Below are 22,396 nucleotides of genomic sequence, written 5' to 3'. Positions count from 1 at the left end.
TCAACCTTTCTTTTCTATATTCAAATAAACATAAAGAATATTCTATACAGTCTAATACTATGCTCAAATATAAATGTTTCCAGCTTCAAGAGTAGCATTATTTTCACTTCATTTTACTATTTTAATATTATATAGTCAACATTTTTTCTGAATATTCTAATTAATAAGTAATACACTAACACATTAATACAGAAGTTTTATAAGAATTTATCATTAATCCATACTCAAAAAACAAAATTATTTTTAAATAACAAATAACTCATTCACCAAGTTCTTTCATAAGTAATGTATTTATACGTTTATCTTTAACATGCTTAAACAAAAAATGAAATCACGTGGATACACCCTCACTTTCCTGTTAGCTGTTTAGGTATTGAAAAAGTATTATGTTTTAAATTGAAGAAAACCTACATAGAGGCTCTATGTAACTGAAAGTGAATTAATGTTGCGTAAAAAGCTATTAGAAATGCAATAAAAGGAGGTTGATTTTTTCAGTCTCTTTCCTTTTAAAAATATTATGTTAATTCTATAATAAGCATATAATAACAAAAGAACCCAGTGCGCTAACATTGGGTCTTCGTACAACTAATTACAGTAACGTGGCTAGTTTATCTAATTCAATTATTTGGAATCAAAAGAAGAACCATCAGCTTGGTCGGCATCGTGGTTCTTTTTATTTGTTGTCATGTATACCCCTTTTCTAGCCATTACTCTTCCTCCTCGACTGGAGTTATTTTTACTGCTTCTTGAGTTTTGATTTTATCCCCACTATAACAAGAGAATACATAGCCCTCACCGCCAGTTGAACTACTATCTAAAGTTTTATTTACAGTAAGTCTCCTTACAGAGTCTCGTACAATAAAGCCACCTCCTTGACCTATAGGAGTCACTTTGTAGCGTCCTGCAGGGATATCCTTGTCTACGATAAGTTCCCCCTCTGCTTCTAGTGTTATAGGCTTTGCCTCCTGTGTTTTATCGGGCATTGGTTCACGGATGCAGTAACTGTTAACGTCAACCCAAACTCCATTCATATCTTTTTCACAATCATACTCGTTGTCATAAGTTTCATTAGCATTGTCGTCAGAAGTATCATCACGAGTGTCATCATGAGTATAATATGATGAATTATCTTCTTGAACTTGTTGCACATTAGAATCATGTACAGCCACCACTGATATAAGTATCATGATAGCGACAACTCCAACTACTATCCACGGTAATAACTGTCGTCCAAATTCTTTTCTTACTTCTTTCGCTTGCTCCTTTGCGCTCCCTTTCAGAATCCAAACGAGCAAGCAAGATATTAAAAAGGCTAATACTAAACTCATTACGTATTCACTTCCTCAATCTTTACTCTGTATTGCTTTCCCAATTGAATTATGATGGCATCACCTCTTCCTTCAAGAAATCTAACTCATAAGCGCTCATCTCTTTTTCAATTTCATAGATTTCAAAGCTTTTATCGCGATTCCCCTTAAATACCCGATTCTTAATATATCATACTTATAATTTATCTATAACTTACAAAATGCAAGATTTCAATTCGTACCACTGTTCATAACTTCCTCTTTCAAGAATCCTAATTCGTAAGATTCTATTTCTTTTTCAGCTTCCACGCTCTCATATTTCTTTTCAGACACTCAACATTTCCATACCATGTGTCTGAACCAACCTATGCCTATTCTCTCCACAAGTCCTCCTCTGATTGTGGAAACTATCCCCCCTCTACATCAAAAAAGGAATGAGCCATCTCATTCCCTTTACCATTATACAGACAGTTAAGGACATAAATTTTGTGGTCACAAATGGTCACATAACTTGCAATAACCACTGCTTTTTTAATAGAATTCCGTTTATACAAATCCTTGAAAATGCCTTTAAATCAACGTTTCTCCCGTAGCTCAGCAGGGAGAGCGCCACCTTGACAGGGTGGAGGTCGTGAGTTCGAGCCTCTCCGGGATCATAAAATACGGTAAAATGGCGTTCTATCAATGGATAGAGCGCTATTTTTATGCGATGATTTAATCGTAATGAGCTTGCTTTTGCTGGTGGAAGTGGTATACGATCTGGATTTGATAACCAGATACTCCAAAACGAGCTTAATCAAAACTATTATGCTCTTACAAGGGCTAAAATTTCAAGTGCAGAAAAAAGAAGTGCGCCGGGAACAGTAACTTCAAGCTTTAACCTTGAACGGAGTTTAGAAACTCAAAAAAAGTTAATGTATAATAATGGTTCAATGGGGGTTATTCCAAAAGAAATTCGAGATAAGCTAGTCGAAAAAAAAGGGTTATAAATTATAGGGGGAAGATAACATGAATAGTAAAATGACTAACGAAGAGCTTATTAAACTTGTAGAGCAAATATGTGATCCTAAATTACCAGATGAGTTAGGTAGTAAGTATATTGATATCTTAGAGGCGAACGTACCTCACCCAGCTCCAAGTGACTTAATCTTTTGGGATTTTAGAGACTTAACGCCCGAAGAGATAGTAGAGATTGCGTTGAACTACAAGGAAGAACCGGAAAGCATCGATTAATAATAAATGAGCTGACTTCCACATAGATGGATAAGTCAGCTTTCTTTGTTATCACTTGCATTCTAGCATATTTTCACATGCATATCGCTAGCTGTAATGTAATACGTATTCCCTTTCGTATTTACTAATTAGCGTCGTTATCTTACGTTTTAGCTCCCCTTTCCATAGAAGTTTATCAGCCGTATATCCGAAGTAATACAAATACATTCAAAACGATTTACAACTCATAAAACGTAGAGTATTATCTCGTAATTTAGACCCGAAGTTATTTTTGATACGCGGATTTTTCGGGCGCCTGGCAAACCAAAATTCCGAAAACCTCCCCCGCCCCCAAAATAAAAAGAGCCGGTTTATTTTCCCGACTCCTTGCGTTCTTTCAAATATTTATATATCGTTGCCTTCTTACGCCTGTTTCTTTCGTTATCTCTGCGATACTGTATTGATTACTATCATATAACGCTAATGCTTTACGTATCTTGCTTTGATCGGCTGGCTTACGTCCGCCTTTGCGTCCTCTTGCTCGTGCTGCTTCAAGCCCAGCTACCGTACGCTCTCTTATCATGTCGCGTTCTAGCTCCGCCATTACTCCGATCATACCGAACATCGCTCGTCCCATTGCTGTCGATGTATCTATCTGTTCTTTAATGCTGACTAACTCAACACCGATAGAACTTAATCTATCCGCTATCTCATATAGCTGTTTTGCGCTACGTGCTAATCAGTCTAGTTTATAGACGACTAGCGTATCCCCTCTCTTGTGTCCAACCAATATCAATCTTGCTCATCCATAATTCCCTCGAAAGCAGCAGATACTTTTTCAAACTCCTCGTCACTTTCAATGTATGACAATTCACCATCATCTTCTACTCTTAAAAAGAAGATGTCAATGTCTTCATCTGTTTCCTTTTGAAGGTCTTCTACAAAGCCGACAGCAATGTATTCTGCTCCTTCGACATTCATCGTTCCCAGCACTTCAACTTCCTGCTCTTGATCACTCTCATCGCTAAGGGTAAAAATTTCGCCTACTTCAATTTTTTCCATATAATACTCTCCTTTCATACTCTAAAAAATAGAGCGTTCAATTCGTATATTTACTAACATATCTTTCCATAGAAAATCAAATTAATGTGCAAAAAACAAATTTTTATATTTTTTCTTTTTCCTTATTTTCATTAAGTGCTTCTTCACTACTTTTCCATTGAAAGGTTTCAAGCAGTTCAGCAACTTCCCTGCAAAATATGTATAATGAATGCTTGAGTATGTCTGGATATATTACGTGGCAACCTAAATATGGACATAAGTCAGCATTCTAAGTTAGCAATTGTTAATTGTTGAACACTAATAAATACCAATAAAAAGATTATGGTTGGAACACGCTGCTCTGCCGACTCTTGTAGACATTCCTATGCCAAGACTTACATTCAATCTGGTGGCGATATTATATCCTTATCTAGGATTTTGCGTCATACTAATATAAAGACAACTGAGCGTTATTTGCATATGTTTTCTAACGAATTAAAAGAGAATAACGAAAAGTTTAATCCTTTGAATAAGCTGTTTTAAGTGTCTATGTGTGACCGCATTAGTGACCAAAAAATATGCTCTTGAGGCATCTGGAACTATAGGGAGTAAGTGCCCCGAAAACGATACCTTTCCGAAGCATGAGATTCGATTTTTTACATTTAAGGAATAGTCTAAATACGTAACTTGATGATGCCCCCTAAACGTATGAAAAAATTGTTTGGACACGAGAACATAGTAATGGACTTTGTCATAACGTGATATATATATGTTCAAAGGGGGTGTTATCATTATGTATCCTTATTGGGAATCCAGTTATTTCGTACATGATATGCCATATGTAATTTGGAATCCACCATCTGCGTTTTCAACGGCACGGAATTATCGCATCAGTAAGGCTGAGGCTGATTTAAAAAGTTATATGCGTTTACTATGGGAACAACATGTTGCTTGGACAAGGATGGCCATCATCAGCATTATTTTTAATTTGCCTGATGTTAACTTTGCTGTTACACGTCTCCTTCAAAACGCTCCGGATATGGGAAATTCACTCAAACTTTTCTATGGTAAAAATGTGGCGGAAAAATATAGTAATTTGATAAAAGATCACTTAGTAATTGCAGCGGATCTTGTCAAAGCAGCAAAGGCTGGCAATCAAAACGCCGCATCAATTGCAGAGAGAAAATGGTACGCCAATGCAGACGACATTGTTGAATTCTTAAGCAGTATAAATCCGTATATACCTAAAGAAGAATTCAGGAAAATGTTTTATGAACATCTGGCATTGACTAAATCTGAAGCAGTATCCATCCTGAGTAAAGATTATCAATCCGGTGTCCAATTGTATGACAAAATTGAGAAAGAAGCTTTAGAAATGGCGGATGCACTTACTGAAGGAATAATAAAGCAATTCCCTCAACTATTTCAATAAAAGAAAAGTACCGGTTCTGTCAAAGGATCCGGTTTATTTTTCGTTACTATCATATACAGACCATCGTTAAATTTTATTGTGAGACAAATGAAGGTGCTGGAAATTAATCAAAAATTGATATTAACTATTAATATCATTATATATAAATCCATTTTGATTTTTCGACATATAAGCCGCGGCTATAGATAACAAAAGGTGACCTGCACTCGTTTTCTCTCTTTTTTTTCACCTGGCATGGGGCAGGAAAAGGATCTGACCGCTTCTATGCATGGCCGGATGCTCTCTTCCACCTAAAAAGAAGGGTTTTATGTCGGTTTTTTAATTTGTATTTACATAGGTATTATTACAAGGCGTATGTACAATGGATCTAGTACTATGGGTGCTTTACTATTCGCTGAATTTATGATTAGAACTCTTTATAAAAAGATTATTTTGTTAAGTTTCATTTAATAACTGGATTCCCTTCACGTCTTCTATGCGCTGAACCACGTTGATAATCGATCCGTATGGGTATAGTGAGAGATAGAAAAAATGAAAGGACGGATTAAGAATGACTCACGACGCACAACATCTTCACAAACGTTTCGCAGCATTTCACAACGAACACAATCAACGCGTAGCAGAGTTTCATAAACGCCACGCTGCTCAAATAGCAAATGGCGAAAATGGAAATAGTTCGTTATCAAAATGGGAACGATATGTTTATAACAAAGGACTTGATATCTTCAAGGCAGTAAGAAAAATATTCAACTAGGAGACTGTTCCTGATGGAAGCAGTCTTTTTTTATTTTCTTCCCATCCTGAATAATCTTTAAAATTCCGTCAATACTGTACATAGGCTGATAAACAGCTATAATCCAAATCTGTTAGTACCCTAATGTTCCCCCCCTGGAACCAACCGAGCAGTTAGCTTATTGAGCTAGCTGTTTTGTTGTACAATTGGTAACATTTACTTGATGTTTTCAACGTAATATTACGTTACAATATAAACGTTCAAATAAAGTGAGCTGTTATACCATCTCTCTAGCTCTGCACAGGGCTAGGGTTTTTGTTTTAAAACAAAATGAAATATTGTGTTGCTGGCATTAACCATTCAAATAATCTAGTAACTACATCCGCGAACTCTATTCTCTATATCCTGAGGGTAGAGTTTTATTTGTAGGGTTTTCCTCTTTTAACCTTGCGATTTGTTTCTCCATTTCTACCGCTTCTCCTTTGCACGTAATTTGTATACGATTTGGACACATTTATCATGCCGATTTTCCGAAAATTCGTGTTACTATTAATTTGTTGAGTTCGTCACTTTTCGACAATAAATGACTTTCCATCCACCCCCTTGAATCCCTGTCCCCGCGGGGATTCTTTTATTTATGATTCATTTGTTGGTTCCACTGAATTTACAACCACCTCTAGCTCTACTTTTCCTAGTTCTTCAAACAAGCTGTCACTTGGCAACTTATCAGTCAAAATATGATGGCACTCGTACAGCTACCTCGCATTGAAACAAAAGATGTCCAAACTTGGTCATTAGAGGAAGCAAATCAATTTCTTGAACACACAGAAAATGAGTTAGCATCCCCCCTTCCCTTAATAGATAAAAGCCATTAGCCCTCTAAATGATCGTTATTTGCGTTCGTTTGTTTTGTAAATAAAGTAGTGTGCACCTTCACTTTAATTAGATGCCTCTCTTGTATTTGTAACTTTGTTCCTTTAGTGGATGTGATTTTTATATTCTACCAAGAATAGAGACAATAAGAAGTTTCAATGTTGCATGTTCGAACACGATGAAGGATTAAATGAAGGACTCGCGAATTACTCCAATAACGAATACGCTGAAAAAGCAGAACAAAATAAAGTGAAACTTTAATCAGTGGGGGTATTACTGCCCGTTAATGCGGGATAAAGCGAATTAAGGATTATTCACTCTCAAAAAAACGAATATTCAGAATAAAATCCTTTGATTACCATTATTTTCATGTATAATTAAAATATCTAAACAATCAGTGTTGTAATACGAACTGAGCATGTCATCAAACTGCTCTAATTACTTAATTATATCGGAGGACAAACACATGATGAAATTAGGAAAAATAACTTTAATCGGAGCATTAACATTTGGAAGTTTCACAACTATAGGAATGATTAAACCGACTACACAAGCAGCTGCAGCTTCTTTAAACGGAGTTTCTGTAAATACAACTCGAACAAACTTCACTTATCCAAATCCTATTACAGCAAAAATCAAAAATGATGATGATTTTGAAACTCGTGTTCATATTCAACCAGAGAAACTAGTCAACGGCAAATGGAAAAATGATGGAAACCTTGACACAAAAACATTTAAAGGCTGGTACGCATTACCAGAAGAGTATTTTGGGATCTCCATTAATACAGACGGAACAAACGGAGGAGTTCATGGCAAAGGAACTTATCGTCTTAAAGTTGAAGTTTTTCACACAAATGGTGACTATTTAGGATCATTCTTCACTAACACATTTTATGTAAAATAAGGCGAACATTCAAATGAAAAAGCTAGGTAAAATTGCATGAATTAGAGCATTAACATTTGGAGGTTTCACAGCATTAGAAATAATACTAGTTTTATTTGTCATGAATTTTCAGTTGCAATTAGAACAATAAATATTATACATTTTATGCAACTTTATAATCAAACAAAGTTAGAATACGGACGTGTCGCAAAACTAAAGTAAACATGCAATATTGTCGTGGTTTATATATAAAATTACTAAATCAAAAAGACAGGGTGCAGTTCATATATGCTGCTCGCTGTCTTTTATTTATGAACCAAATTTTTGCTTAAGGTCTATCGTCTTCGAGCATGTCGATGAACTTGAACATTTTCTAGGTCTGCTCCCTGTAAAACGGTATAAATTTACGAGATTTTAGTTAATGTAAATTTTAAAAAGCTTAGCGTCTTTCTTTATATGTCCAAATATCTCGTGAAAGATCTTTACAGCTAACAGCTACACGGTCATCGCACCAAATAAAGTTACCCGCTTAAACGTTGCCGCCATTCTAAGATTATTTTGATATAAAAATACAGCTCTATCTTTAAATTGATTATTTTCATACCCTAGTAACACTTCATAAAGCTTCATTCTAGCCATCCTTTACTATTTCTCTCTATCTTAACTTACATATACAATAATCAATTCTTGTTAAGAATATGTACTTTTTCTGTGTACTTGTTGTGTTTTTATGATTCTTCTCTCCAAAATAAAAAGAGCAACAATAAGCTGCTCTTTGATTACTTTCAATTAATTATTTTTAGTTAAAGATTTAAGTTGTTTCTGTAATGCTTAAAAAACTCCACATTCTTTAATAATTTCTTCTGCACTTAACAATGTAGTTTCCTGAATTGTGACATTATTTTTTCATAAAAGATTGTACAGCATGATAACCTATCAGCGTAACCCGCACCAGGTGATAAACCTACTGGTGAATAGCCTTCCTTTTTAGCAATTTCATCTCCAAACATGTAACCACTGACTTCTGCAAATCCTATTAAATTAAAACCTTCTTGTATGAGCTGAATTGAACATTCGAGCTCTTCCTCATCGATTGAAGTAACCCAAGGACCTAAATGTTCTTCACCATATAACTCAGTAGCAAATGAATCAGCAAGTCCTTCAATGACTAAATATTCACCTAAAGTTACGTCTCCGCGATCCCAATCGAAATAAGAAAAACGACCGTTGATCATGTTGGCATCCGCTTGCTGGGAGATAATGTGTTTAATCGAACATCCGAAATAAGGAATACACTTCCTAGAATGACGATAAGACCTATTAGCATTCCTATCGTAATCTCTTCGTGGAGGAAAAGGGCACCCCAAATCATTCCGAATACAGGAATGAGAAAGGTAACACTTAATGTTTTGATCGGCCCAACGCTTTCAATGAGGTAGAAATATAAAAGATATGCAATGGCTGTACAAAACAGTGCGAGTCCAACAACAGACAAAACAGCAACAATCGATATTTTGCTTGTTGAAGTAGGCAAATGTGTAAATGTAAAAGGTAACAAAAGAATAGATGCTCCAACCTGCTGTCCTATAGCAAGAGAAAGTGGTGGAACACCTGCAAAAGCTTTTTTTGCATACACACCTGCAAACCCATATGAGATGGTCGATAAAATGGAAAGAACTATGGCAACAATAATTTCGGACGTAAAAGGAATCGAACTCCAGCCTACTAAGATGATGACACCAACCACACCAACTATGATACCAAACCATTTACGTATATTTAATTTCCCTTTCATCCAGCCCCAGACAACTAAAGCAGTAAAAAGGGGGGTTAAGGAATTTAAAATAGCTGACATGGAAGCTGTTAAATGGAGTGCAGCTGTTGCAATGAGGGTAAAAGGAATAGCTGCATTTAATGCTCCAATTATTAGATATTGTCTCCATCTCTGTTGAAAATTTGCTGACCTCCCAGTTACGAATAGATAAATAAGTAGAGCCATAGCTGCAATCGTAACTCTCCCCTGAATGGTCAAGAATGGTCCGAATACAGGTGAAGCAATTCGAATGAACAAAAAGGAAGCTCCCCATAATGCTGCGAGTCCAAATAAAGCAATCATATCTTTAAGTTTCATGATTTACCTCCGTGTTCTATAATCTGATGGAGTATAACCTGTGTGATGATGAAACACACTGGAAAAATAAGCAGAACTCTTATAACCAAGATTATGGGCAATTTCTGTTATCGTGTCTTCTGTAGTTTGGAGTAGTACAAAGGCTTCATTCATTCGTAGTTTTGTTGTATATTCCAATGGAGATATCCCTATGATTTTCTTAAATAACCGTTGCAAATGATATTTACTCATACCAACATGTCGTGCTAGTTGATCGAGCGTTAAAGAGTTGTGGTACTCCTGTTCAATTATCTGTTTAGCAGTAAAAATAACTTCTTCTTCAGTTGATTGAATTAAGTCTGGACGACATCTTTTACAGGGACGGTATCCATCTTGAATTGCTAAGGAAACAGAAGGATAAAATGATACATTTTTTCTCAAAGGTGTTCGTGATTTACAAGAAGGTCTACAACATATTCCTGTGGACTTAACGGCATAAAAAAAGAGTCCATCATATGCTCCATCGCAATATGTAATTGCATTCCACATGAGTGTATCATTCAAATAACCCATACTTTCACCTCGATTCTTGATACATACATTGTAGCAAGAGATACTTGACTTTCTCATTCGATTTCTTGCTTTCTAATTCAAAAAACGAAACTGTTGTCCTTAATGTGGTGTTATCCCTGTTAAGTGGACAACATAAAAAATTATGCAGCCAGTGCGTGCTAATTGAATTTCGATTAAAAACGTTGTCTTTTTTACATATTTTGCGATACGAGAAAGCCCCTACAGGACTTTAGTCCGCCTTTAGGCATGGGATGGAAGTATCACTTTTGCATCGCAAAACATGTTAAAATTTATTTATAGTCATGCAAAAGACTCTAAAACGATCATGTTCTCTGAAAAACGAATATTGTATGAGGTTGCACGAATCAATTTCATTTCGTGTGTAAAACAATATGTGTCGTCAAGAACAAGACGTTAAAACATAATGGAGAACCCAAAGATCTGTACGGTATGGTAACAGTACCGTAGCCCATGAACCTATACGGTCTGTCATGGGAGTGGTGATGACACACCGCAATCTTGCACGTCAGCGATACCAGAAATGGACTTCGCCTTTGGTAGCAAGAATCCCACTGACGTTAGTCAGCTTGCGGCTTTAGCCGTGGGAGTGTCAAAATCTCTTACTTATCACCACAACTAAAACAACAATTCCGATAAGCATCACAACTAAACAGCCAATGAGTTTATAAAATCCTCTCTTCGTCAACGTATTATCTTTTGTAATATCTTTACGAATAAACAAATACATTGCTACAAATAAAATGAGACCTATACCAAATGAATAAAGAAATTGCATTTCCCTTCTCCCTTCTTATATTTACTAATCATTACTTAAAAAAACGTTCTTAATATCTTTTAGACAGAACTACAAATGATAGGAAAACCGTACTAATCGTTAAAGCCATTAATATATTAAGCAGTTCAATCGCAGATAATGTAAATAGATTCAAATTTAGACCTATAGAAAAAATAAGGTAATACGTCAACAACGCGAAGTATGAATAGAACATCCCCTTTTGACGAATCAACTTCATACGTTCATCTTGTTCTTTAAACTGCGGATGTAAGTAACTTAAACAGAAGCACATTACCATCATTGCCAATAATGTATACGTTGGCGCTGGCGGTGCAGAATGCGTCATAATACCTGCAAACACCATAAACGCCCCCATTGCAAAAAAGAGAATCCCCATGATTAAAAAGTATTTTTGTGAATAGTTCATCTGTATTCCTCCTTATGTAAATTTACTTTGCTTTTCCTTCATAAAGAAATACGTTCTCGATGGTTGTATGAAATATTTTTGCAATCTCAAATGCTAAAGGAAGAGAAGGATCATATTTTCCTTTCTCAATTGAAATAATTGTTTGCCTTGAAACGCCAAGATTTTCTGCTAACTTCTCTTGAGAAAACCCGTATTTTTTTCTATATTCCACTAGTTTATTTTCCAAGGAAAATTCTCCCTCCTTACTTAACCCAAGTATAAACGTAAAGGAAACTTTACGTCAAGTTCCCTTTACATAACTAACCCATATTTTCCCTAAACACATAATAACTCTCTGCCTTATCTGTTCTCATGAAAAAACATACTAGTAATAGTGCAGCAAATCTTTCAACATATCTTTGTGCTTTTCTTCTATTGATAAATAACAATACATACGCAAAACACCGTTTGATAAATTCGAACGGTGTTAAAATAATTGTTTATTATTGACTTGTATTTATTTTACTCAAAATTAATAACAATACCGTCGTTTAAAAATTAGGTCTTATTAAACTGAGATGGGAATTCCCCTACAATTCTTACTCAGTTTTTGCATAAACACATGTGTCTGTAGGATGTTTTCCGTCTACGGATACATCTTCATTCCTAAGAATTCCCTCTAGCTTGAAACCTAATTTTTCAGGTATGGAGCGACTTTTTATGTTTGTAGACTCACATCTAACCTCTAATCGCCTACATTTTAATTTTTTCATCGCCAAGTTAGTTAATTCATTTATTGCTTCTATCATATAGCCATTACCACTAAACTTAGTATTGATCCAGTAACCTATTTCACATTTTGGAATTTCCCATTCTATATTGTGAAGGCTTGAAGACCCTATAAATTCTTGTGTTTCTCTATGAAAAACAAGAAAACGAAAACTTTCTCGTTTTAAAAACTTTATTTCTCCCTCATACAGAAAGCAAAAAAGCACCTACTCTGGATTCATAAAGAGCTGTGCTTTTCCATTTTCTATTTTTATTAAAACAATCGGGGTACCCTCTCCTAAATCTTCAACATATAAAGTAACTCCTTTTTCCACCCGTATATAGTCACTCATTTTCTTCCCCCTACTACGCCTTTTTCTTTTTTTTGCTATCATGATTATTTTTATGACCTGGATGAAAAAGTATAACTAATGAAATGAGTAAATAAGCTCCTGCCAGGTTGCACCACCTTATTTATCACTTTACCTAAATTTATAAATTTCGTTATAGCAATCATTCCCTATTAAGAAAAATTAGTATAGCTATATGCACTTTATTCTTTAGCACACTAAAATTCTTATCCTGTATGAATAAAACAAGACATCATATTAGAGCAATTTTCTGCTATATTTGCAAAAACTAACGATTTGCGGACGATTTTTTTATAATAATCATCACTTATAAGCAAATACTTCATTTTTCCTTTCATTCTTTAACACTATCGAAATGAAGTTTATGCTAAATTCATAATTTTTTATTTTTTATACTATATTCCGCTATATTGTTGTATAATATTCTTGAAAGCGCTTATTATTTTAATATACATAAATCAAATTATTATTTAACAAAACATTCTTGCAATTCTCATTATTTTTCCGTGCAAAATTTTGTATTCTATTTTATTTCAAGTACAGATGTACCAATTGAAATCACCCATTTTTTTCCTCAAAATTACTTTATAACATAAAAGATTAACCTGGGTGATAAGTAATTGTGAATGTTTTTTTACAAAACAGATAAGTAATAATGTTTGGTATTATGTAAATTATTGTAATAACATAAGAGTAAAGATAAAATTTATATTCATTACTGGTTCATCAATTATGAAAAGAGCAAAAAATGCATCCTTTTCCAATCATAAGGAGAGGCCTAATGCATTGGGAGGTTTAATCAAATGACGAGGAAGAATACAAATACAAACCCTTGGATCAAATTCCATGGTCCGAACCTTGGCTATGTTATTGAGCAGTATGATCGTTACGTGACTGAGGAAGGTTCTGTTGATCCGGAATTAAAAGAGCTTTTTGCAAATTGGGGAGCTCCTCCATTTCAGACCGATGTCACAGCGGGGAACAACACGGAAACAAATTTTTCTCCTCAAAACAAGGCAGACATTGAAAACATTATTAAAGCGGTACAAATTGTAGAGAGTATCCGTTCATTCGGTCATCTATCCGCTCACATTAATCCAATGGAAGAACATACTGATGGGCAATCGTTACCACATACAACAATGCATGGATTAAGCGATAGCGATTTGAAAGCGATTCCAGCTAAAACAGTTTGGGCAGATGCACCAGGAGATGTTCAAACAGCTTTTGATGCGGTTAATAGATTAAAAGATGTTTATACGAAATCTTTAGCCTATGAATTCGCTCATGTACAAGATAGTGAAGAACGTGCATGGTTGCATCAAATGGTGGAATCAAATTCCTTGCGTCACCCATTAACAAATAAAAAACGAACTGCTCTCTTAAAACGCTTAACAGCTGTTGAAAGTTTCGAGCAATTTTTGCATAAAACATTTGTCGGTCAAAAACGATTCTCTATCGAAGGCGTTGATATGCTTGTACCTGTACTTGATGAGATCATTTCTGAAGGTGCAACTAATGGCGTAAACGACGTTATGATTGGAATGGCTCATAGAGGACGTCTTAGCGTACTTGCTCATGTATTAGAAAAACCATATGGTCACATGTTTGCTGAATTCAAACATGCAACAATAAAATCCGATAAATCCGAAGCTGCAATTAACAGCAGTATTGGGTGGACGGGAGACGTGAAATATCACTTAGGTAAAGAGCAAGTTGTCGGATCTGAAACTGCTCGTACACGAGTTACTTTAGCGAATAACCCAAGTCATCTTGAATTTGTTAACCCTGTTGTAGAAGGTTATGCACGCGCAGCACAAGAAAATCGCCAAAAAGCTGGTTATCCAGAACAAGACGTATCTAAATCTTTTGTTATTTTAGTCCATGGTGATGCGGCATTCCCTGGTCAAGGTATCGTGTCTGAAACGTTAAACTTAAGCAGACTAAACGCATATCAAACAGGTGGAACAATTCATATTATTGCAAATAACGCAATCGGCTTTACAACAGATAGCTTTGATTCTCGTTCAACAAGATATTCAAGTGATCTTGCGAAAGGCTTCGATATTCCGATTGTTCATGTGAACGCTGATGACCCTGAAGCTTGTCTTGCTGCTGCTGACCTTGCGATTCAATATCGCATGTGTTTCAAAAAAGATTTCTTAATCGACTTAATCGGCTATCGTCGTTATGGTCATAACGAAATGGATGACCCAGCAGTTACACAACCGCAAGTTTACAAGAAAATCAAAAAACATCCTACTGTAAGAGCATTATATGCAGATCAACTGCAAGTTGAAGGTGTTCTAAATGCAGATGAAGTTGAAACAATTACACAGTTTGTACAAGAACATCTAAAAGCGGAATATGCACAAGTACCACCTGCTGATACTAGTGAAGCAACAATCCATGTTAAAGTTCCAGACGTAGTTGCAAGAGGAATTCAACCAATTGATACAGGTCTTCCTCTCGAAACATTACGTGCATTGAACGATGGTCTTCTAGCATGGCCGGAAGGTTTTAACGTATACCCTAAAGTGAAGAAAATTCTTGAACGTCGTAAAGATGCCCTTGAAGATGGCGGTAAAGTAGAATGGGCTCTTGCTGAATCTTTAGCATTCGCTACAATTTTACAAGATGGCACGCCAATTCGTTTAACAGGACAGGATTCACAACGTGGTACATTCGCACACCGTCATATCGTACTACATGATACAGAAACAAATGAAACATATTCACCATTGCACCGTTTGCCGAATACACGCGCTTCTTTCTCTGTTCATAACAGTCCATTATCAGAAGCTGCTGTTGTCGGTTATGAGTATGGTTATAATGTGTTCGCTCCAGAAACTCTTGTTATGTGGGAGGCACAGTACGGTGATTTCTCAAATACTGCACAGGCATTATTTGACCAATATGTTTCAGCTGGAAGAGCAAAATGGGGACAAAAATCAGGTCTAGTTCTTCTCTTACCTCATGGGTATGAAGGCCAAGGTCCTGAACACTCCAGCGCTCGTCCTGAACGCTTCTTACAGCTTGCTGCTGAAAACAACTGGACTGTTGCAAATTTAACAAGCGCGGCACAATATTTCCATATTTTACGCCGTCAAGCATCCATTCTTGGAACAGATGCTGTTCGTCCGTTAGTAATCATGACACCAAAAAGCTTATTGCGTCACCCACTTACAGCTTCAGCTGGCACTGAATTAAGTGAAGGTCGTTTCCAAGCTGCACTAGAACAAGAGAACCTTGGTACAAAACCAAACAAAGTAAAACGTCTTGTCTTAACAACTGGTAAAATGGCAATCGATTTAGCGGCAGAGATTGAATCTGGTAAACAACAGCAGAATTTAGATGAAGTACACATTGTTCGCATTGAGCAATTATACCCATTCCCTGCTGAAAAAGTTCAATCTATTATAAAACGTTTTAAAAACTTAGAAGAGATCGTATGGGTGCAAGAAGAACCACGAAATATGGGTGCTTGGCATTACATGGCCCCAATTCTGTTTGAACTTGCTGGCGATAAAGTAAAAACAGGTTACATTGGACGCCCAGACCGTTCAAGTCCGTCAGGTGGCGATCCACATGCACACCGAGCAGAGCAAGAACTAATCGTCGCACACGCATTAGATGCAAGGTATAACTTCCGCCAAGACAAACAGGAAATAGAAGTTTTTAGCAACTAAATATGAAAGTGCACCACTCTAGCTCATTTGGGCAGAACTCTTCCTACTCTTTGAAAAGGGTCTGCCCAATCAAGCTGGAAAAACTGGAGATTACCGAAGAGAAAAAGACAAAACACACCGTTAGGCAAATAAGGGGAGGACATTTAAAATGATCGAAATTAAAGTACCTGAGCTTGCAGAATCTATTTCAGAAGGAACTATCTCACAATGGCTTATCAATGTAGGCGACAAAATTGAGAAAGGTGGCAGCGTTGTTGAGCTTGAAACAGATAAAGTCAATGTAGAAATCATTGCAGAAGATTCAGGTATTGTATCAAAACTATTAGGAGAGCCTGGGGATACAGTTGAAGTTGGCTCCGTAATTGCAATTTTAGATGCAAACGGCACTGCAGTAAGTACACCTGCTCCACCAAAAGAACAACCAAAACCAGAAGTTACTGAAGCACCAAAAGCTGAGGTTTCTAATACTCAAAGTCCACAAGCACTACAAGGACTTCCAAATACAGACCGCCCTATCGCATCACCAGCTGCTCGTAAAATGGCAAGAGAATTAGGAATTGACTTAAATGAAGTACGCAGCACGGATCCACTTGGCCGAGTAAGACCGCATGATGTCCAAGCACATGCTGCTGCACCAAAAGAACAGCCAAAACAAGAAAAAACAAGTCCTAAACCAGCTGCAACTACTGAATTTGAAAAACCAGTTGAGCGTGTAAAAATGTCCCGCCGCCGTCAAACAATTGCAAAACGTCTTGTAGAAGTTCAACAAACCTCTGCAATGTTAACAACATTTAATGAAGTTGATATGACTGCAATCATGGCACTACGTAAAGAACGTAAAGATGCGTTTGAAAAGAAACATGATGTTCGTCTTGGCTTTATGTCATTCTTCACAAAAGCAGTTGTTGCAGCATTAAAACAATTCCCATTGTTAAATGCTGAAATTCAAGGCGACGAGCTTATCTTAAAGAAATTTTATGATATCGGAATTGCAGTAGCAGCTCCAGATGGATTAGTGGTTCCTGTTGTACGTGATGCAAACCAATTAAACTTCGCTGAAATTGAGAGTGAAATTCGTAATCTTGGCAAAAAAGCTCGCGATAACAAACTTACATTAAAAGAACTACAAGGTGGCACATTTACAATTACAAACGGAGGCGTGTTCGGTTCCCTTATGTCAACACCAATCCTAAACAGCCCACAAGTTGGTATTCTCGGTATGCATAAAATCCAAGTAAGACCAGTTGCGATTGATGCAGAACGCATGGAAAACCGTCCGATGATGTACCTTGCTCTATCTTACGATCACCGTATCGTAGACGGAAAAGAAGCAGTTAGCTTCCTTGTTGCCGTTAAAGAAATGCTTGAAGATCCAAAATCATTATTACTAGAAGGTTGATCCTTTAAACAATAGATTCAGAAGATACAAATGCCCTCCTTGAATATTTCAAGGAGGGCATTTTACTAGTTACGAAGACCTCTATTCCGCTCTTCGTGCTGCTTGTTGAATCGGATCCCATACACTATTGTATGGCGGTGCATAACTTAAATCGACATCTTCTAAATCATGAATACTCATTTTATGAAAGAGTGCCATGGCAATGACATCGATTCGTTTGTCCACGCCTTCTCCTCCAATCACTTGTCCACCTAATAATTGTTTTGTGTCCGAGCGATATAATAATTTTACATGTAATGGTTTTGCACTCGGATAATAACCTGCCATGTTTGTAGAATCTACTTTAACCGTTTTATATGGTAGCTTTAATCCACTTGCCTCTTTTTCATTTAAACCTGTTCTTGCTAATGTGAGCCCCATAAATTTGATAATGCCAGTTCCGAGAGTACCTTTAAACGCTCTTCGTTTATCAATCATATTCATCCCGGCAATACGTCCTTGTTTATTCGCAGTTGTGCCGATCGGGATATGGTCTTGTATTTCTTTTACGATATGATAATGCGTTGCACAATCTCCCGCGGCATAAATGTCTTCTACATTCGTCTGCATATAGGCATTTACTTCAACTGCCCCTTTTTTATTTGTACGAATCGTTGTTCCTTCGAGAAAGTCGGTATTTGGCTGTACACCAACCGATACTAAAACAAAATCGGTTTTGTATGTTCCTTTATCTGTTTCAATCGATTCTACTTTCCCATTCCCCTTAAACGCTTTTACATTTTCATTTGTGATAATTTCAATGTTATGTTTCTGCGCTTCTTCCTGTATGTATCCTGCCATATCAGCATCATAAATTGTACCAATATGATCATTTCGTTCAATCATTCGTACTTTTTTACCAAGCTCCACAAATGTTTCAGCCATTTCAAGACCAATGGCTCCGCCGCCAATAATCGTTACCTGCTCTACATGATGCGTTTGCAAAGTCTCCAAAATTTGCTTTGCATGCGGAATTGTTTTTAAAAGATGAATCCCTTTCAGAGTCTTCCCTTCCCAATCTGGCATAACAGGTCTTACTCCCGTCGCAATTAACAAGCGGTCGTATTCATATTGAAATGATTCCCCCGTCTCTGCAAAGATTCCATGTACGACTTTATTTTCTGTATCAATCCGTGTCACTTCATGATGTACTTTCGCATCAATCTCGTATTTATTGCGAAACGTCTCAACATCCCGTGCAATTAATTTTTCTGTAGAAGGAATCTTACCGCTAATAGCATACGGAAGACCACACTGTGCATATGAGTATATTTCACCTTTTTCTAACGTTACAACTTTTGCTTCTTTATCATTTCTAACAATTTGCATGGCCGCACTCATTCCAGCTGCATCCCCGCCGATAATTACATAATTCACCAAACCACTCCTTTGCTTACTCTCTACTGTTTTACCGTATCCAAATTCTCCGTAAATAAATCCTTTTCTTCATGAAGTTTTTTCTCTTTTATAAAAAATAAAAAGACAAGCAATTGTATGAAGAACCTAGAAGTTGGATTATTTTCAAACACCATATAAACGCGATAGATAAAGTGGCGTGTCTAATGAGATAGAGTGGCAATATGCTATATAAATCCATTTTGATTTTTCGACATATAAGCCGCGGCTATGGATAACAAAAGGTGACCTGCACTTGTTTTCTCTCTTTGTTTTCACTTAATATGAGGCAGGAAAAGGATCTGACCGCTTCTATGCATGAACGGATGCTCTCTCCCACCTAAAAAGAAGGGGTTTATGTCGGTTTTTTCATTTGTATTTATATATAACCGTTACAATCAAAAAGGTACATCATCATAATTGTTGATGTACCTTTTACTTCTAAAAGAATGAAAAACATGTCATTCAGTCCATATTACTATATAAATCCATTTTGATTTTTCGACATATAGCCGAGGCTATGTATAACAAAAGGTGACCTGCACTCGTTTTCTCTCTTTGTTTTCACTTGGTATGGGGCAGGAAAAGGATCTGACCGCTTCTATGCATGAACGGATGCTCTCTCCCACCTAAAAAGAAGGGGTTTATGTCGGTTTTTTCATTTGTATTTATATAGTTCATAGCGCGCCTTACTCCATACTTTTAATCAGCTCAGCATTATACGTCTCTACTTCATTTAACTCACCGGTATAATACGGATTTTCTCGATACCAGGATTGCTTTAAGAAGTATGCACGCATGTCTTTTGATTCAAAGATATGCCCATGCCGAGCATATATCTCATTTCTCGCAATCCGCAGCTGTCCTTTTGTTAAATTCCGTAAGTCTGCACTCGTTAGTTTACGGAGGTGGCTATCACGAAAATAAAAATCATTATATGAATATTGTGGCGGTGTTGACTCAGAAGGCGCTGGCTGTTTTTCAGGCTCTTTTTGAAACGAGAGTGTATACGATTGGCCAGTCGTTATATTTTCTACCTTTGTTCGTTCTTTACCGCTTGGTCCATCTTTTTCTAAATAAATAGAAACGCTCCCGTCCGTAGCCACTGGTCCCCATTTTATCTCTTCTCCCATTAACGTCGTAATCGGTTTTTGATTAGCATACAATGTGGCTCCCGTTACATTCGTTTGAATCGTAATATAGTGACCCTTTAACGCTAAATCGACCGTTACGTTATTTTGACTCTGTTTCATAAGCAAAACCTTTTCCTCACGCTGTAACTTCACGTACTCATTTTTATACTCTGATTGAAATATTTGAAGACCAGGAAAGAAAGGACCATATTGCTTTTCAAACATTTTATCGTTTGTTTTATCTAACTCTTTTCCGTTCATTTTTAGCACCGCGTCTTTTTCATCCGTAAGCAGAGAAGCGTAATACGTTTTTGCTTTCAATTTATACCGATCAAACAGAAAGAAATACTTCCCATCTTTTGTTAACACAAAGTCTATTTTTTCCACTTCATTTTGTTTTTTCTTTTGCTGCTGAATCGAGGCTTTTAAATCAGTAATATAAGACGGGTATTCTTTTATATAGTTGAAGAGCGGTTTCACTGTCTCTTCATCAACGAAAAACTGCGGATCATCTGTTGTGATAACGTCTATTAGTTTTTCTGCATCTCTTTCTTGCAAAATGGTAATCATTCTATCAATTTGTGCTTCTACCGAGTAATATTTTGCTCCATATAAATATGCCCCGCCAATACAAATGATACAAATAGCTAAAACCGCGAACCATATTTTCTTTCCTTTGCTCATCCTCGTTGCCTTTTGCACAGATGGTTCCGGTTCATTTGATACACCATGACCACACTTCTGACAAAATTGTTGTCCATCATCTAACTGTAAACCGCACTTCGTGCAAATATTCATCGATTCATCCACCCTTCATTAGAAGTTTGTTACGCCTCCCAATAAGGTATCAAAAATCATTTTCATATAAGCCCCCAGCACGATATAGCTTGCAATTGTGATTAAAATATGTGCGATAATCAATGTATAAACTGGGTCTAATCCACCGCGGTCTAGCTTTAATATTGAAACAATTGTACTGACGCTCATACACATTAAGACAAAACCTAAAAAAAGTGGTAGTAGAAAAATTAATAAAAAACTAAATAAGAACGCTACAACAAGTAAAGCGACAACCGGTGTCGAAACTGTCCCCCACACGCCTAGTGCTTCTAAAAAAGAAAAAGATGATTTCATCAACTTGCCACTTAAAAAAACGATAAATCCTATAAAAAGAAATAAAATTAGTAAAAATAAAAGGACTTTAAATGATTCACCAAAAACGGATGGTGTTGCCTCAGGGGCAAAGCCAGCTCTTGTTCCACCCATAATACCCGTTGCAATTGATACAGTCGCACTCATCATTCGATAAAAGATACAAGTAAATAAGAAACAAATAAGGACAAGGCTTGTAATTCCATTCCTCACTTCAATATGCCCACTTTTCATAATTGCAGTTGGAGATTTTAACGCATTCTTAAAAAATTGAAAGTAGCCGCTAGCAAATTGCTTCGCCTGATTTACGGTTTCATTCGAACGCCTTTCTTGCACTGGTGCCGCCACTTCGTACGTTCGCTCTTCACCCTGCTCTGCACTTTGACTATTCGCTAAAACTGGCTCTGTAAGTGAATGTCCACAGCCACCACAAAATTTCGCTTCACTCGTGTTCTCCGTGTTACAATTTGGACACGTCATCCTATCATCTCCTTTAGCATGTATCTTCTAAGCCGTTATAGATTCAATATATGTACTAGTAAGTGAAACATGACTATAAGAAACAAGGTTGTATACCTATATGTGCTGATACCAGCACATATATATATCCATTTTGATTTTTCGGCATATAAGCCGCGGCTATAGATAACAAAAGGTGACCTGTACTCGTTTTCTCTCTTTGTTTTCACTATGTCTGGGGCAGGAAAAGGATCTGGCCGCTTCTATGCATGGCCGGATTCTCTCTCCCATCTAAAAAGAAGGGTTTTATGTCAGTTTTTTAATTTGTATTTATATATATACATCCATTTTGATTTTTCGGCATATAAGCCGCGGCTATGGATAACAAAAGGTGACCTGCACTCGTTTTCTCTCTTTGTTTTCGCTTGTCATGGGGCAGGAAAAGGATCTGGCCGCGGCTATGCATGGCCGGATCCTCTCTCCCACCTAAAAAGAAGGGTTTTATGTCAGTTTTTTAATTTGTATTTATATATATACATCCATTTTGATTTTTCGGCATATAAGCCGCGGCTATGGATAACAAAAGGTGACCTGCACTCGTTTTCTCTCTTTGTTTTCGCTTGTC

20 protein-coding genes, 1 tRNA gene and 3 pseudogenes are annotated in these 22,396 nt (G+C 36.6%); 9 read left to right on the top strand and 15 right to left on the bottom strand.

The features are described from left to right. Positions 1–707 precede the first annotated feature (707 nt). Complete coding sequence (locus tag QUF99_RS09570) at positions 708–1,328, bottom strand: hypothetical protein (RefSeq protein WP_289369725.1); 621 nt, start codon at positions 1,326–1,328, stop codon at positions 708–710. Between the two features lie 564 nt (positions 1,329–1,892). On the opposite strand from QUF99_RS09570, the gene QUF99_RS09565 reads away from it, so the two are divergent. The 3 genes and pseudogenes from QUF99_RS09565 (at position 1,893) to QUF99_RS09555 (ending at position 2,540) form a co-directional block, all read left to right on the top strand. Next, positions 1,893–1,963: transfer RNA gene (locus QUF99_RS09565), tRNA-Val, on the top strand. 75 nt (positions 1,964–2,038) lie between these two features. After that, positions 2,039–2,284, top strand: a pseudogene (locus tag QUF99_RS09560) (T7SS effector LXG polymorphic toxin); the annotation flags it as partial. A 31-nt stretch (positions 2,285–2,315) separates the two neighbouring features. Continuing rightward, positions 2,316–2,540 (top strand): hypothetical protein, encoded by a 225-nt coding sequence (locus QUF99_RS09555; RefSeq protein WP_289369724.1) that lies wholly within the window; start codon positions 2,316–2,318, stop codon positions 2,538–2,540. Between the two features lie 376 nt (positions 2,541–2,916). Here the strand turns inward: QUF99_RS09555 and QUF99_RS09550 are convergent, their stop codons facing one another. Next, positions 2,917–3,207, bottom strand: a complete 291-nt coding sequence (locus tag QUF99_RS09550) for a recombinase family protein (RefSeq protein WP_289374603.1) — start codon at positions 3,205–3,207, stop codon at positions 2,917–2,919. Between the two features lie 104 nt (positions 3,208–3,311). Beyond that, positions 3,312–3,581, bottom strand: a complete 270-nt coding sequence (locus QUF99_RS09545) for a DUF1292 domain-containing protein (RefSeq protein WP_289369723.1) — start codon at positions 3,579–3,581, stop codon at positions 3,312–3,314. Between the two features lie 321 nt (positions 3,582–3,902). Between QUF99_RS09545 and QUF99_RS09540 the strand changes: the two genes are divergently transcribed. From QUF99_RS09540 to QUF99_RS09525, 4 genes are all read left to right on the top strand, one after another. Further along, positions 3,903–4,103, top strand: coding sequence for a tyrosine-type recombinase/integrase (locus tag QUF99_RS09540; protein ID WP_289369721.1), 201 nt, complete (start codon positions 3,903–3,905; stop codon positions 4,101–4,103). Between the two features lie 250 nt (positions 4,104–4,353). After that, positions 4,354–4,992, top strand: coding sequence for an acetylglutamate kinase (locus tag QUF99_RS09535; protein ID WP_289369719.1), 639 nt, complete (start codon positions 4,354–4,356; stop codon positions 4,990–4,992). A gap of 550 nt (positions 4,993–5,542) precedes the next feature. After that, positions 5,543–5,746, top strand: coding sequence for a hypothetical protein (locus tag QUF99_RS09530; protein ID WP_289369718.1), 204 nt, complete (start codon positions 5,543–5,545; stop codon positions 5,744–5,746). Between the two features lie 1,318 nt (positions 5,747–7,064). Next, positions 7,065–7,502, top strand: coding sequence for a DUF5065 family protein (locus QUF99_RS09525; protein ID WP_289369717.1), 438 nt, complete (start codon positions 7,065–7,067; stop codon positions 7,500–7,502). A gap of 474 nt (positions 7,503–7,976) precedes the next feature. Here QUF99_RS09525 and QUF99_RS09520 read toward each other — a convergent pair whose 3' ends face one another. The 9 genes and pseudogenes from QUF99_RS09520 to QUF99_RS09480 all read right to left on the bottom strand — a co-directional run bounded on the left by QUF99_RS09520 (position 7,977) and on the right by QUF99_RS09480 (position 12,487). After that, positions 7,977–8,111 (bottom strand): hypothetical protein, encoded by a 135-nt coding sequence (locus tag QUF99_RS09520; protein WP_483298595.1) that lies wholly within the window; start codon positions 8,109–8,111, stop codon positions 7,977–7,979. Between the two features lie 201 nt (positions 8,112–8,312). Beyond that, positions 8,313–8,710, bottom strand: a pseudogene (locus QUF99_RS09515) (DUF2268 domain-containing putative Zn-dependent protease); the annotation flags it as partial. 2 nt (positions 8,711–8,712) lie between these two features. Beyond that, complete coding sequence (locus QUF99_RS09510; RefSeq protein WP_289369716.1) at positions 8,713–9,612, bottom strand: DMT family transporter; 900 nt, start codon at positions 9,610–9,612, stop codon at positions 8,713–8,715. Positions 9,613–9,615: 3 nt separating this feature from the next. Next, positions 9,616–10,221, bottom strand: a complete 606-nt coding sequence (locus QUF99_RS09505) for a bifunctional transcriptional activator/DNA repair enzyme AdaA (RefSeq protein ID WP_289369715.1) — start codon at positions 10,219–10,221, stop codon at positions 9,616–9,618. Positions 10,222–10,774: 553 nt separating this feature from the next. Then, the gene (locus tag QUF99_RS09500; protein WP_289369714.1) at positions 10,775–10,960 is read right to left on the bottom strand and encodes a DUF3976 domain-containing protein; all 186 of its coding nucleotides are present in this window, start codon (positions 10,958–10,960) and stop codon (positions 10,775–10,777) included. A 49-nt stretch (positions 10,961–11,009) separates the two neighbouring features. Beyond that, positions 11,010–11,387, bottom strand: coding sequence for a permease (locus tag QUF99_RS09495; protein ID WP_289369713.1), 378 nt, complete (start codon positions 11,385–11,387; stop codon positions 11,010–11,012). Between the two features lie 22 nt (positions 11,388–11,409). Then, positions 11,410–11,613 carry a helix-turn-helix transcriptional regulator gene (locus QUF99_RS09490; RefSeq protein WP_289369711.1) on the bottom strand — a complete coding sequence of 68 codons (204 nt, stop codon included), beginning with the start codon at positions 11,611–11,613 and terminating at the stop codon, positions 11,410–11,412. Positions 11,614–11,965: 352 nt separating this feature from the next. After that, positions 11,966–12,331, bottom strand: a pseudogene (locus QUF99_RS09485) (GNAT family N-acetyltransferase); the annotation flags it as partial. 30 nt (positions 12,332–12,361) lie between these two features. Continuing rightward, the gene (locus QUF99_RS09480) at positions 12,362–12,487 is read right to left on the bottom strand and encodes a hypothetical protein (protein ID WP_289369710.1); all 126 of its coding nucleotides are present in this window, start codon (positions 12,485–12,487) and stop codon (positions 12,362–12,364) included. Between the two features lie 821 nt (positions 12,488–13,308). Here QUF99_RS09480 and QUF99_RS09475 point away from each other — a divergent pair. Both QUF99_RS09475 and odhB read left to right on the top strand, forming a co-directional pair. Then, the gene (locus tag QUF99_RS09475; RefSeq protein WP_289369709.1) at positions 13,309–16,194 is read left to right on the top strand and encodes a 2-oxoglutarate dehydrogenase E1 component; all 2,886 of its coding nucleotides are present in this window, start codon (positions 13,309–13,311) and stop codon (positions 16,192–16,194) included. 148 nt (positions 16,195–16,342) lie between these two features. After that, positions 16,343–17,593, top strand: a complete 1,251-nt coding sequence (odhB, locus tag QUF99_RS09470) for a 2-oxoglutarate dehydrogenase complex dihydrolipoyllysine-residue succinyltransferase (RefSeq protein ID WP_289369708.1) — start codon at positions 16,343–16,345, stop codon at positions 17,591–17,593. Between the two features lie 81 nt (positions 17,594–17,674). Here the strand turns inward: odhB and QUF99_RS09465 are convergent, their stop codons facing one another. The 3 genes from QUF99_RS09465 to QUF99_RS09455 form a co-directional block, all read right to left on the bottom strand. Continuing rightward, a complete protein-coding gene (locus tag QUF99_RS09465) occupies positions 17,675–19,009 on the bottom strand; it encodes an FAD-dependent oxidoreductase (RefSeq protein WP_289369707.1) in 1,335 nt (444 codons plus the stop codon). 707 nt (positions 19,010–19,716) lie between these two features. Beyond that, positions 19,717–20,958, bottom strand: a complete 1,242-nt coding sequence (locus QUF99_RS09460; RefSeq protein ID WP_289369706.1) for a TcaA 3rd/4th domain-containing protein — start codon at positions 20,956–20,958, stop codon at positions 19,717–19,719. Between the two features lie 18 nt (positions 20,959–20,976). Then, positions 20,977–21,792 (bottom strand): zinc ribbon domain-containing protein, encoded by an 816-nt coding sequence (locus QUF99_RS09455; protein WP_289369704.1) that lies wholly within the window; start codon positions 21,790–21,792, stop codon positions 20,977–20,979. Between the last annotated feature and the right edge of the window lie 604 nt (positions 21,793–22,396).

This window comes from Bacillus sp. DX4.1, assembly GCF_030348195.1.
Taxonomy (GTDB): Bacteria; Bacillota; Bacilli; order Bacillales; family Bacillaceae_G; genus Bacillus_A.
This window is presented reverse-complemented; position numbering and strand designations above follow the sequence as displayed.